Annotated in this window: 11 protein-coding genes; 3 read left to right on the top strand and 8 right to left on the bottom strand. The window is 57.7% G+C overall.

All coding sequences use genetic code 11. The features are described 5' to 3' along the window. Positions 1-46 precede the first annotated feature (46 nt). The 6 genes from C7H09_RS08320 to C7H09_RS08295 form a co-directional block, all read right to left on the bottom strand. On the bottom strand, positions 47-748 hold the full coding sequence (locus tag C7H09_RS08320) for an ABC transporter ATP-binding protein (protein WP_106762096.1): 702 nt from the start codon (positions 746-748) through the stop codon (positions 47-49). 9 nt (positions 749-757) lie between these two features. Further along, complete coding sequence (livG, locus tag C7H09_RS08315; RefSeq protein ID WP_106762095.1) at positions 758-1513, bottom strand: high-affinity branched-chain amino acid ABC transporter ATP-binding protein LivG; 756 nt, start codon at positions 1511-1513, stop codon at positions 758-760. 4 nt (positions 1514-1517) lie between these two features. Then, on the bottom strand, positions 1518-2789 hold the full coding sequence (locus C7H09_RS08310) for a high-affinity branched-chain amino acid ABC transporter permease LivM (RefSeq protein ID WP_106762094.1): 1272 nt from the start codon (positions 2787-2789) through the stop codon (positions 1518-1520). Continuing rightward, positions 2789-3712, bottom strand: a complete 924-nt coding sequence (gene livH / locus C7H09_RS08305; protein WP_106762093.1) for a high-affinity branched-chain amino acid ABC transporter permease LivH — start codon at positions 3710-3712, stop codon at positions 2789-2791. Before livH ends, C7H09_RS08310 begins: the two co-directional genes overlap by 1 nt. A gap of 162 nt (positions 3713-3874) precedes the next feature. Beyond that, positions 3875-4987 (bottom strand): branched-chain amino acid ABC transporter substrate-binding protein, encoded by a 1113-nt coding sequence (locus C7H09_RS08300; RefSeq protein ID WP_106762092.1) that lies wholly within the window; start codon positions 4985-4987, stop codon positions 3875-3877. Between the two features lie 160 nt (positions 4988-5147). Continuing rightward, complete coding sequence (locus tag C7H09_RS08295; RefSeq protein WP_106762091.1) at positions 5148-6056, bottom strand: tetratricopeptide repeat protein; 909 nt, start codon at positions 6054-6056, stop codon at positions 5148-5150. A gap of 244 nt (positions 6057-6300) precedes the next feature. On the opposite strand from C7H09_RS08295, the gene C7H09_RS08290 reads away from it, so the two are divergent. Continuing rightward, positions 6301-6795, top strand: coding sequence for a MarR family winged helix-turn-helix transcriptional regulator (locus C7H09_RS08290; protein WP_106762090.1), 495 nt, complete (start codon positions 6301-6303; stop codon positions 6793-6795). Positions 6796-6832: 37 nt separating this feature from the next. On the opposite strand, the gene lon is transcribed toward C7H09_RS08290, so the two are convergent. Then, positions 6833-9283 (bottom strand): endopeptidase La, encoded by a 2451-nt coding sequence (gene lon, locus C7H09_RS08285; protein ID WP_106762089.1) that lies wholly within the window; start codon positions 9281-9283, stop codon positions 6833-6835. A 153-nt stretch (positions 9284-9436) separates the two neighbouring features. On the opposite strand from lon, the gene trxA reads away from it, so the two are divergent. Then, the gene (gene trxA / locus C7H09_RS08280) at positions 9437-10300 is read left to right on the top strand and encodes a thioredoxin (RefSeq protein WP_106762088.1); all 864 of its coding nucleotides are present in this window, start codon (positions 9437-9439) and stop codon (positions 10298-10300) included. A 74-nt stretch (positions 10301-10374) separates the two neighbouring features. Continuing rightward, the gene (locus C7H09_RS08275; protein ID WP_106762087.1) at positions 10375-10689 is read left to right on the top strand and encodes a hypothetical protein; all 315 of its coding nucleotides are present in this window, start codon (positions 10375-10377) and stop codon (positions 10687-10689) included. Positions 10690-10730: 41 nt separating this feature from the next. Here the strand turns inward: C7H09_RS08275 and C7H09_RS08270 are convergent, their stop codons facing one another. Next, complete coding sequence (locus tag C7H09_RS08270) at positions 10731-12095, bottom strand: KamA family radical SAM protein (RefSeq protein WP_106762086.1); 1365 nt, start codon at positions 12093-12095, stop codon at positions 10731-10733. Positions 12096-12212: the final 117 nt, after the last annotated feature.

The raw sequence follows: 12212 nt of genomic DNA, 5'->3' as shown, positions 1-12212 counted from the left end.
TTAATCCATCACTCGCAACAAATTAGCATGATTAATTTGTCTGGGCTTAACCTCCCAAATAAGCCTCCCGAACCTCCGGGTTCGCCAGCAGATTCGTGCCGGTGTCGTGCAGCCGGATGCGCCCCGTTTCGAGTACATAGCCCCGGTCTGCCAGGCTCAGTGCCTGGTGCGCGTTCTGTTCCACCAGAAACACGGTGATGCCTTCCTCCCGCAACTGGCCGATAATCTCAAAGATTTGCTGGATGATGATGGGGGCAAGGCCCAGTGACGGCTCGTCGAGAATGATCATTCGGGGTTTGCTCATCAGCGCACGGCCGATGGCCAGCATTTGCTGTTCCCCGCCGGACATGGTGCCCGCCCGCTGTTGTTCCCGCTCTTTCAGGCGGGGGAACAACTCGTAAACGTGATCCTGGCTTTTGCGGATTTCGGCTTTGGTGTTGAAAAAACCGCCCATGTGCAGGTTTTCCTCCACCGTGAGGCCGGGAAAGACCCGGCGCCCCTCGGGCACGATGGCGATGCCGGAGCGCATGATGTTGGAGGTTGCTTCGTGAGTGATGTCTCGTCCTTCCAACAGAACACGCCCGGCACTGGCTTGAGGCGTGCCGCAAACCGTCATCAGCAGGGTGGTTTTACCAGCGCCGTTGGCGCCGATGAGTGAGACGATTTCGCCTTTGTTCACTTCCACTGAGACACCGTGCAAAGCCTCGATCTTGCCGTAGTGGGTGTGTACGTCTTCCAGTATCAGCATGATGGTTCCTCAGGCCTCGCCCAGATAAGCTTTGATAACATCGTCGTTGTTGCGCACTTCGTCTGGCGTGCCCGCAGCCAGCGGGCGGCCCTGGTTGATGACGGTGATCCGGTCGGAAATATCCATCACCAGGCTCATGTCGTGTTCAATCAGCAGCACCGAGACGTTGTAGTCTTCTTTCAGGCTGATAATCAGCTGGTTCAGGTCTTTGGTTTCCGCCGGGTTCAAGCCGGCGGCGGGTTCGTCAAGCATCAGCAGTTTGGGTTCGGTAACCATGCAGCGGGCAATTTCCAACCGGCGCTGCTGGCCGTAGGCCAGGTTACCGGCTTCCCGGTTGGCCAGTTCCATCAGGCCGACCCGCTCCAGCCAGTAAGCGGCCCTATCGAGGGATTTCTGCTCCCGCTCCCGGTAATCGGGGGTTTTAATCAGCCCCGCCAGCAGGTTGGTGTTCAGGTGGCGGTGTTGGGCCACCAGCAGGTTCTCCACCACGGTCATCTGCCCGAACAGCCGCACGTGCTGGAAGGTGCGCACCATGCCCAGCCGGGAAATTTTGTGGTCTGGCTTGCCCTGGATCTCGCCACCTTCGAACAGGATTTTACCGCCGGTGGGCTTGTAGAAGCCGCTGATGCAGTTGAATACCGTGGTCTTTCCGGCACCGTTGGGGCCGATAATGGAAACAATTTCGTGTTCCTGTACGTCCAGGGTTACCTGGTCGACAGCCAGCAGGCCACCGAACCGCATGGACAGGTTCTGTACTTCCAGCATGCTGTTACTCCTGCCGTCTGAGTTGGATGTGGGTACGGCGCATGGGCATCAGGCCCTGGGGGCGCCAGACCATCATCAGTACCATCGCAGCACCAAATACCAGCATCCGGAAGTCGGAAAACTCCCGGGCCAGTTCCGGCAGAATGGTGACGGCGATTGCGGCAAGTACCACGCCGAGCTGTGAGCCCATCCCCCCCAGCACAACAATGGCCAGGATGATGGCAGACTCCAGAAAGACAAAGGATTCCGGGCTGATGAAGCCCTGCTTGGAGGCGAATACGGTACCGGCAAAGCCAGCAAAGAAAGCACCAATGGTAAATGCCGATAGCTTTACTGCAGTGCGACTTAGCCCCAGTGAGCGGGCAGCAATCTCGTCTTCACGCAGCGCTTCCCAGGCTCTTCCTACCGGCATCCGCATGAAGCGTCGGATGATCAGTGCAGTAATCACCGCCAGAATCAGTGCGATCAGATACAGGAATATCACCTTGTGTTCGCTGCTGTAGGCAATGCCGAAGGTGTCATGGAACGAGGTATTGCCTTCTTCTTTCACCCGGCGGCCGAACTCCATACCGAACAGGGTCGGGTCGGGAATGCCGCCGATGCCGTTGGGGCCGCCGGTCAGCGCCGTCCAGTTGTTCAGCAGGATGCGGATGATCTCGCCGAACCCGAGGGTGACAATGGCCAGATAGTCGCCCCGCAGCCTGAGCACCGGGAACCCCAGAACCAGCCCGAACAGGGCCGCCAGGCAGGCGCCAATGGGCAGCGCCATCCAGAAGGAAACGCCAGCGTACTGCGAGAGCAGGGCAAAGGTGTAGGCGCCGACGGCGTAGAAGGCCACATAGCCAAGATCCAGCAGCCCGGCCAGACCAACCACCACGTTCAGGCCCAGGGCCAGCATGATGTAGATAAGCACCAGGGTGGCCAGGTCCACCGAGCCCCGGGACACAAAAAATGGCCAGAACAGTGCCAGCACCACGATGCCGGTCAACACCCAGGATTCCAGCCGGGCCCGCTTGCTTTCCGGCATGTGTTCGCGGTCGGCAAAGGGGTTGAGTTTGGGGAGGCCGCCCAACGATGCCATGATCCGGTCGCGGAATAGTTGGAACAGGAAGACGACGAGCGCCGCTGCGAACACCGAAATAACGGTGGTGGTATCGGCTCCTTCCACAATCACCCGGGTGCTTTCGGCCACCAGGTTCAGCCCAAGAATCGGGTAGGCGATCACGATGGTGACGATCGCGCAGAACAGTGCATGTTTGAAGTTGGGAGTCGCCATCAGATCTTCTCAACCTCCGGTTTGCCCAGCAGCCCGGTCGGCTTGAACAACAGAATAAGAATCAGCAGGCTGAACGACACCACGTCTTTGTATTCGCCACTGAGATAGCCCGAGGTCATGCTTTCTGCCACACCCAGAATGAGGCCGCCGAGCATCGCGCCGGGAATGCTGCCAATGCCACCCAGAACGGCAGCGGTAAAAGCTTTCAGGCCGGCAATAAAGCCGAACAGCGGGTCGACCGAGCCGTAATACATGCCCAGTAACAGGCCTGCAACCGCCGCCAGGGAGGCGCCGATCACGAACGTGGCGGAGATAATGCGGTTGGTATCAATTCCCAGCAGGTTGGCCATGCGCAGATCCTGGGATACGGCACGGCAGGCACGGCCAATGCGGGATCGCGAAATAAACAAAGAGAGCAAGGTCATGCAGATCAGGGTGGTAATGAAGATGGTGATCTGCATGTATGACAGCGACATCTGGAAACTGTCTGCAGAGCCGAACTGGAAACCACCATCCATCAGCGCCGGGAAGCCAATGTTTCGTGAGCCCTGGGCCAGGTGCACGTAGTTTTGCAGGAAAATCGACATGCCGATGGCGGAGATCAGGGGGATCAACCGGTGCCGCCCGCGCACCGGGCGATAGGCCACCCGTTCTACCGCCCAGCCCATGGAGCTGGAGACGATCACGGCGCAGATGAGCGCGACAATCAGTACCAGAGGAAGCCAGGCGATGCCGAAGGCGGTCAGCCCGGTGATGGCGATCAGCGCAGTATAAGCGCCAATCATATAAACCTCACCATGGGCAAAGTTGATCATGCCGATGATGCCGTAAACCATCGTGTAGCCGATGGCAATGAGCGCGTAGGCGCTTCCGATGGTCAGCCCGTTGATGAGCTGCTGGAAAAAATACAGGAGGTCTTGCATGGGAGTGGAGCTCCGAAAACCTGCTCCCTCACCATGTCTCTGCCATGAACCGGTATCGCCGGTATCAATGCAGGCAGGGTCGTCAGGAGCTCAGAGACACACCTTCCCCCGGATCGCGGTGGGAAGGTGCTCTTGTTGTTGCCTTTAGTGCTTGCGGCTGGCTCAGTTCATCGGAGTCTTGCTGCCGTCTGAGTGCCACTCGTACACCACAAACTCAAACGACTTCATGTCCCCGGCCTTGTCGTACTGCACGGTGCCGATGGGCGTCTGGAAGCTTCCGGAGCGCAGGGCCTTGGCTACGTCGTACGGGTCTTTGGATTGGGCCTGTTCAATACCGTCCGCCACCAGTTGAACGGCGGCATAGGACGTGAGAACGAAGGGGCCTGAGGGATCTTCACCTTTTTCGTTGAAGGCTTTGATCAGCTGCTGGTTCTCGGCTTTCTGGTCGAAGCTTGGGGGCAGGGTAACCAGCAGGCCTTCCGCGGCTTCACCGGCAATGGTGTTGATGTCTTTGTTGCCCACGCCTTCCGGGCCCATGAACTTGGCATCGACATCAGACTGCCGTGCCTGGCGCAGAATCAGCCCCAGTTCCGGGTGATAACCGCCGTAGTAGACGTAGTCCACATTGGCCTGTTTGATTTTGGTGACCAGCGACGAGAAGTCCTTGTCACCGGCGGTAATGCCCTCAAACATGGCGATGTCCACCCCGGCGTCTTTCAGGGTGTCGCGCACGGCGGTGGCGATGCCTTCACCGTACTGCTGCTTGTCGTGAACAATGGCAACGCGCTCCGGCTTCTGTGCAGCAATGTAGTTGCCAGCCACCGGCCCCTGCATGCTGTCCAGACCGATGGTGCGGAAAACCAGTTCGTAACCGCGACCGGTAACTTCCGGGCTGGTGGATGCTGGCGTGATCATCAGAATGCCTTCGTCTTCATAGATGTCAGACGCAGGCTGGGTGGAACTGGAGCAGAGGTGGCCCACAACATACTGGACGCCCTCGTTCACCATTCGGTTGGCGACAGTGACAGCCTGTTTCGGGTCGCACACGTCGTCCATTTCCACCGCAACGAGCTTTTCGCCCATCACCCCGCCGGCTTTGTTGATCTGGTCGATGGCCATGCGCACGCCGGAAAACTGCATGTCACCGTACTGGGCGACCGGGCCCGTCATGGGGCCGGCAATACCTACCTTGATATCAGCGGCAGCCTGGCCAGCGGACATCAGGGCAACAGATGCACCTACTGCTGTAACTATTTTTTTTACGGAGGTTTTCATCGTGTTTTTCCTGTTTATGTCAGGGTTTTTATTATGCTCTTCCCGACATAAACAAACACCACCGCCCGTTACTTGTCAAGCAGTGCCGAGGTGCCTTTCTGTTGAGGGGGGCGACACATCGGATTCTGGCTCTGTTGTGGCCAGTTTGTTTTGACCCTGGTCAGGCTTCCGGGCTTTCTTCCGAGTCGATGAATACCAGGTTGCGGAAGTTTTCGTGGTCGCGCAATTGCTCGAAACTCGGGTCGACGGAGGCGTCATCACGGTAGGCGGCGGCAATCTCGATGGCTTCTTCCAGATTGCTGATGGCGTCTTCCCAGCGGCCGATTTCGGCGTAGGCACAGGCAAGCTGGTATCGGGCATGGCCGTTGTCCGGTGCGAGTTTCAGCGCACGCTGGCACAAGCTGATGGCCCAAAGGGGCTCCTGCATCTCGAGCACCGCGTCGGCTTTGTAACTCAGCGCCTCCACATCGTCGGGCCGCAAGTCCAGAATCTGGTCGTAGGCGGCAATCTTGTTCTGGTGCGAGGTCTCCTGACTGGCTTTCAGCCACAGCGCATGAACTTCGTTGGTAAGCTCGATTTCCGCCTGGTTCTGGTGGATAATCTCGGACTTCTGCTGCAACTGCTCCTCGATTGATTTCAGCCGCTGTTCATAGACTACCACCAGTTCGTTTACCCGCTTCTCGGCCAGGCTGGTGAGCTGGCTGCGCATATCGCGAATGGAGTTCCAGCCGATGACGACGAGGATCGAGGTGGCGCCTGCGATCAGGTAAAAAAAGTAGGTAACGGTGTCGGTGGCGTACGACATGGTTTTGTCGGCAACCGAAAGTTCTTTGTCGACGACTTTTTCGATCAGTTCCGCGCGGGTGTTTTGCATTTGCTGGCGCAGGGCTTTGGTTTCTTCCAGCAGATACAGTTCGACGAACGGCGTATACATGGGCTTTTCGAGGGTCTTAATGCCGTTTTCAACGTCTTGTGCGGTCAGCTCTTTGTCCGGGCCCAGTTGTTCCTGGGCGAAGGTCTGGGTGCTGAAGGTCAGGGCGAGGATGAAAGCGAGGAAATACCTGATCATTAATCGGATCCGATAGTTAGTGAGTCCGGCTGCGACCTTAGCACAGCGGCTGGCATAAATAATGTTCGAAGGCGGGTTGAAATCAGGTTGGGTGGTGCCGGACCGGCAGTCCCTCGGGTGGTCACTGGCAGTCTGGAAGGTTTAGCGGGTGCTAGGTAAAACTGCCCACTTGCATGAAATGGTATAACGACCTCTAATAATTAGTGGTATAAATAATGGGCATTTTCTTTTCCCGAGGGCAGATGTGAACGGTTACGAACAGGTTTTGGTGGCACTGCGGCGTGTGATCCGGGCAACGGATCTTCATTCCAAGCGTTTGAGCAAGCACGCGGGTTTAACCGGCCCCCAGTTATTGATTATGCGCACCATCCGCGACCTCGGGGAAGTGACGATCGGTACCATCGCCGAAAATGTCAGCCTGAGCCAGGCCACGGTGACGACCATTCTGGATCGGCTGGAATTGCGCAAACTGGTGTACCGGGTGCGCAGTACCCGCGACAAACGCAAGGTGCATGCCCACCTGACCGAAGAAGGCGCAGAGATTCTTGCCCGCGCACCGAATCCGCTGCAGGAGGACTTCATCCAGAAGTTCCAGAGCCTGGCGGAATGGGAACAGACCATGATTCTGGCCGCCTTGCAGCGAGTGGCCAATATGATGGACGCCGATGATATCGATGCCTCACCCGTGCTGACCGTTGGCTCTGTGCTCAAAGACGACGGCTGGAAAGAGAAAGCCTGAGGGCTGTTCAGGGGGATGCCCCCTGCAGCCCCTTCGCTCAGTGGACAGAAGCCTCCTTCCGCGGCTTGTTGCCGAAGCACACCTGAAACACGTCATTAAAGTGTCCGGCAAAGTTCACCGTCAGGCCGGTTTTCAGGTACTCCGGTAGTTCCTCGTAATCTCCCCGGTTGGCCTCCGGCAGAATCAGGTTGCTGATTTTCTGGCGCCGTGCGGCGATCACCTTTTCCCGAATGCCGCCTACCGGCAGCACCTGCCCGGTCAGAGTCAGTTCGCCGGTCATCGCCAGGTTTTGCATTGGGGCTTCTTTGCGGGCGATAGATAGCAGCGCCGTGGCCATGGTGATGCCAGCGCTCGGGCCGTCTTTGGGGGTGGCGCCCTCCGGTACGTGCAGGTGCACAAACGACTTGTCGAAGAAGGTGGGATCGCCTTTGAACCGTTTCAGGTTGGACGACACAAAACTGTAGGCAATTTCTGCCGATTCCCGCATCACATCCCCCAGTTGCCCGGTCAGCTTGAAGCCGCGCTGGCTGCTGTGAATGCGCGACGCCTCGATGCTGAGGGTGGCGCCGCCCATGGCAGTCCAGGCCAGGCCGGTAACCACACCAATGCCCTTCAGAGATTTTTCTTTCTTGAATGCGGGTTGGCCAAGGTACTGCGGAATATCACTCACGCCCACTTTCACCGGCTCATCGGGGTGCTCCAGCAGTTTCACAATGCCCTTGCGAACAATCTTGTGCAGCAGCTTCTCGAGATTCCGAACCCCGGCTTCCCGGGCATAGCCTTCGATTACCTGGCGAATGGCGGCATCGGTGATGTTCAGTTGCTTCTTCAGCAGCCCGGCCCGCTTGAGCAGGCGTGGCAGCAGAAAGTGTTTGGCGATCGCCAGTTTTTCTTCACCGATGTAGCCCGACAACCGAATCACGTCCATGCGATCGAGTAGAGGCCGTGGAATGGTGTCTAACTGGTTGGCGGTGCAGATGAATAGTACCTTGGAGAGGTCCATGCGAACGTCGAGGTAGTGATCGAGAAACTCCCGGTTCTGCTCCGGATCGAGAGTTTCCAGCAAAGCCGATGCCGGGTCGCCCTGGTACGAGCTGCCAATTTTGTCGATTTCATCCAGCATGATCACCGGGTTGGCCACCTTGCTGTCTTTAAGGGCCTGCACGAACTTACCGGGCATGGCGCCAATGTAAGTACGGCGGTGGCCCTTGATTTCGGCCTCGTCGCGCATGCCACCCACGCTGAATCGATAGAACTTCCGGCCCAGGGCATCGGCTACCGAATGCCCGATCGAGGTTTTACCCACCCCCGGCGGGCCCACCAGCAGCAGTATGGAACCACTCACTTCACCCTTGAACGAGCCCTCCGCCAGGAATTCGATAATGCGATCTTTCACATCATCCAGGCCATCATGATCCCGATCCAGAATGCGGCGCGCAGCTGCCAGGTCAAAGTGATCGTCGGAATGAATGCCCCAGGGTACCTGGGTCAGCCAGTCCAGATAGTTGCGGGTAACGCCATACTCCGGCGACCCCTGCTCCAGCACCTGTAACTTCTGTATCTCGTCCCGGAAGCGCTCAAGCACACCCTCAGGCGGATTCAGTTCCGCCATCCGCGACTCGAACCGTTCCACATCGGCAGTTTTGTCGTCTTTGGCGATACCCAGTTCCCGCTGGATAACCTTCAGCTGTTCCCGCAGGAAGAACTCCCGCTGGTGCTTCTGCACCTTCTCGTTCACTTCCTCGTTGATTTCGGATTGCAGGCGGGCAACTTCCTGCTCCTTGCGCATCAGCAACAAGACTTTTTCCATGCGGCGAAGCAGTGGCACGGTATCCAGTACATCCTGGAGTTCGCCCCCGGGAGCGCTGGTCATGGAGGCGCCGAAATCAGCCAGGGGCGAGCTGTCATCCGGGCCAAACCGCGACAGATACTGTTTTACCTCTTCGCCATACAGAGGGTTGGTGCGCAGCAACTCCTTGATGGCGCTGATGATGGCCAGAGTGTAGGCCTTTAGCTCGTCTGCAGGTTCTTCCGGTTCTTGCGGGTATTCCACCTCCACCAGATAGGGTGGTTTGCGGCGAAGCCATTGCACGATCTTGAAGCGCTGCATGCCCTGGGCAATGAACTGAACCTTGCCGCCTTCACTCTGGGCATGATGGACCCGCACCGCGCAGCCCATGGTTTCCAGTTCGGAGCTGGCGGGGATGCCGGTATCGGACTCCGGATCTTCCACAAAGCAGATGCCCAGAATCTTGTGGTCAGTTTCGCCCACTCGTTTCAGGGTTTCCTGCCAGGGGTCCTGATTCACCATCACCGGCTGCACCTGCGCCGGGAAAAAAGGGCGGTTGGACACCGGCAGCACATACATGCGTTGGGGCATCATCTGTTGCGGCAGCGCCAGGCTCTTGCTGTTTTCGTCTTTACCGATGTACTCGGTAATGTCTTCTTCAAATTCTTCCAGGGAGTCTTTGCGGTTTTCGTCATTCATACCGGGCTGCTCTCCATAACGGATGGCCGTCAGGGCGTGTGAGGTTTAAGACCTATGTAACGACGACTCCGGGTATTTCAAGCTGGCTTGTTTTTTTATCTGTAGGCACCATATCCAAAAACAAATCCATTATTTGCCTCAGGTTTGCGACTCATGAGCAATTCGCCGTACATCTTCGACGCCACCGCCGACAATTTTCAGGAAAAAGTTATGGACGCCTCTGCCACCACGCCAATTCTGGTGGACGTGTGGGCAGACTGGTGCGCGCCCTGCAAGCAGCTGATGCCGATTCTGCAGAAGCTGGCGGAGGAGTATCAGGGTGGTTTTCAGCTGGCCAAAGTGAACGCGGATGAGCAGCAGGAGCTGACTGCCTCCCTGGGAGTGCGTAGCCTGCCTACGGTGATCCTGGTGAAAGACGGCCAGGCGGTGGACGGTTTCAACGGTGCCCTGCCCGAGAGTGAGATCCGCAAGGTGCTGGAGAAACATGTGGAAGCCCCGGCGGAAGACCCTTACGAAAAGGCACAGGCGCTGTGGGAAGCGGGCGACATTGAGGGAGCTCTGGCGATTCTCACTGAGATGAACCAGAAAGATCCGGAAAACCTGGACGTGCTGATTGATCTGGCCCAATTGAAAGCGGAGCAGGGTGATCTGGAAACGGCAGAGCAGGTGCTGAACAGCCTGCCGCCGGAAGAAAAGCTGCAACACAAGGCCAGGCAATTGGCAGCGCGGGTGAAATTTCTGAAGCAGTCTGGTGAGTTGCCGCCAGAGGCCGAGTTGGTGGCAAAGCTCGAAGCCAACCCGAAAGACCCGGAAGCGCTTCATCAGCTGTCCTTGCACAAGGTATTGCAGGAGCAGAATGCCGAGGCCATGGACTTGCTGATTCGCTTGATGCAGGCGGATGGCGGCTACAAAGACGGTATCGCCAAGACCACACTGGTAGAACTGTTCGAAAAGCTGGGCAACAACAATCCGGATGTGCGCACCTACCGTAGAAAACTGTATACGCTGATGCACTGAGCCGCCTGAACGGCTTTACAGGAATAACGGGCCAGCCGGTGGTGTCGCCGACTGGCTCCTGTCACTGATTAACGATGCTGAAACTCCCTCCCCAGCCTGAATGCTGTGAACTCTGCGAACGCCCCGTGGTGCAGCTCACCCGGCACCACCTGATACCCAAACACCTGCATCGCAAGAAGCGTTTTCAGAAACTGTTCAGTAAAGAAGACCTGATCACCCGAACCCTCTGGGTGTGCCGCCCCTGCCACAATGCCATTCACAAGGCCCGTTCCGAGCAGGAGCTGGGGCTGTACTACAACACCCGGGAGACGTTGCTGGAGTTGGAGGAATTGAGGGGCTTTGTGGCGTGGATTCGGGAGAAGCCCGCGGAATTTGTGCCGAAGCGGTGATCTGACCCGGTCAAGCGGGCCAGATCCTGTAGGGCGAGGGCTCAGCCATTGCCCTTCTGCATCGCCTCGTACTCTTCTTCAAAGAAGAACTTCTCTTCCCCGAAGGCGGGTTCCAGCTCGTGCAGCCAGGTGGCGGTTTCGCTGTACTTGGCGAAGAAGGGGCGTTGGAACCAGTCCGGGTTGCGACCCTGCAGGAAGCGCAGCACGAAGACCTTCTCGCCGTTGATTTCGGTGATGCCTTGGATCTCGACCTTGCCAGGGCCGGCGCTCATGCTCGGGCCGCGGGCGGTGCGGGCCAGGCCGGACACCTGCTTCATAGCTTCGCGGTAGATGCGGTAGGCCTCGGCCAGGGGCACCTCAAAGTAGTTCTTGGCACCGGTGTCCCGCTCCACAAACATGTAATAGGGGATGATGCCCAGCTTGACTTCGCGCTTCCACAGTTTGGCCCAGTCGTCGGCGTTGTCGTTCACATGCTTGATCAGGGGGCCCTGAGCGCGAATTTCGGCGCCGGTGGCGCGGATGCGGCGGATCGCCTCTTCGGCGATGTCGGTGCTGATTTCCTGCCAGTGGTTGTAGTGGGCCATGATCGCCACATGCTTGCCCGCATCCACCAGTTTGGCGAACAGTTCTATCAGCTCATCGGCGTCCTTATCGGTCACGAACCGGTAGGGCCAGAAGGTCAGGGCCTTGGTGCCGATACGGATAGTCTGGATGTGGTCGAACTCCGGCTCCAGCAGCGGTTCCAGGTACTGCACCAGGTTTCTGGTTTTCATCACCATGGGGTCGCCGCCGGTCACCAGCAGGTCGGTGACCTCGGTGTGCGCCTGCAGGTAGCCGTGCAGCTTCTCGGCATCGGTGCTGGCCATTTTCAGGTCTTTGTCACCAACAAACTGGGCCCATCGGAAGCAGAAGGTGCAGTAGCTGTGGCAGGTTTGGCCCTGGGACGGGAAAAACAGCACGGTTTCGCGGTATTTGTGCTGCACGCCATCCAGCACTTCACCGTCCAGCGTTGGCATGTTCATTTCCATCTGGCCAGCCGGGTGCGGGTTCAGTTCGTCCCGGATCACTTTGGCTGCGGCCTGAATTTCCTTTTTATCGGCACCTTCCCTGTGCAGTTTTGCCATACGCTCGTAATGTTCGTCCTTGAGCATGCCTTTCTGAGGGAAAACCAACTGGTAAATCGGGTCGTTGGGTACCTTGTCCCACTGGATCAGCTCGTTGATCACGTACTCGTTAACCCGGAATGGCAGCACGCTGGCAACCACTTTCATTTCGAACAGGGTGTCTTCCGACAGGTTCTGAATGGCGTCGATCTTGTCGAACTGGCGGTCGGTATACACCTGAAAGCGGCGTTCTTCGAATTCCTGAACAGGAATCCGGTTCGGGAAGGTGACGATGGAATTCATAAATCGCCCTCTGTTAAGTGGCTGGAAAACTAGAGGAAGGCGGAGAGCGCCTCCTCGGCTGGTTAAAAAACGGGCGGCAGAGTATACATAAATCGAAGATTATTTTCAGGTCTAACG

Origin of the sequence: Marinobacter fuscus (assembly GCF_003007675.1) — a bacterium.
GTDB classification, from domain to species: Bacteria; Pseudomonadota; Gammaproteobacteria; order Pseudomonadales; family Oleiphilaceae; genus Marinobacter; species Marinobacter fuscus.
Note: the sequence above shows the minus strand (reverse complement) of the source record. Positions and strands in the feature narration are given on the sequence as shown.

Excerpts from the sequence above, each read along its gene's own strand:
- livH (WP_106762093.1), bottom strand. The coding sequence starts at position 3,712 with ATGCAAGACCTCCTGTATTTTTTCCAGCAGCTCATCAACGGGCTGACC.
- C7H09_RS08320 (WP_106762096.1), bottom strand. The coding sequence starts at position 748 with ATGCTGATACTGGAAGACGTACACACCCACTACGGCAAGATCGAGGCT.
- C7H09_RS08295 (WP_106762091.1), bottom strand. The coding sequence starts at position 6,056 with ATGATCAGGTATTTCCTCGCTTTCATCCTCGCCCTGACCTTCAGCACC.
- C7H09_RS08310 (WP_106762094.1), bottom strand. The coding sequence starts at position 2,789 with ATGGCGACTCCCAACTTCAAACATGCACTGTTCTGCGCGATCGTCACC.
- C7H09_RS08300 (WP_106762092.1), bottom strand. The coding sequence starts at position 4,987 with ATGAAAACCTCCGTAAAAAAAATAGTTACAGCAGTAGGTGCATCTGTT.
- livG (WP_106762095.1), bottom strand. The coding sequence starts at position 1,513 with ATGCTGGAAGTACAGAACCTGTCCATGCGGTTCGGTGGCCTGCTGGCT.
- trxA (WP_106762088.1), top strand. The coding sequence starts at position 9,437 with ATGAGCAATTCGCCGTACATCTTCGACGCCACCGCCGACAATTTTCAG.
- C7H09_RS08270 (WP_106762086.1), bottom strand. The coding sequence starts at position 12,095 with ATGAATTCCATCGTCACCTTCCCGAACCGGATTCCTGTTCAGGAATTC.
- C7H09_RS08275 (WP_106762087.1), top strand. The coding sequence starts at position 10,375 with ATGCTGAAACTCCCTCCCCAGCCTGAATGCTGTGAACTCTGCGAACGC.
- lon (WP_106762089.1), bottom strand. The coding sequence starts at position 9,283 with ATGAATGACGAAAACCGCAAAGACTCCCTGGAAGAATTTGAAGAAGAC.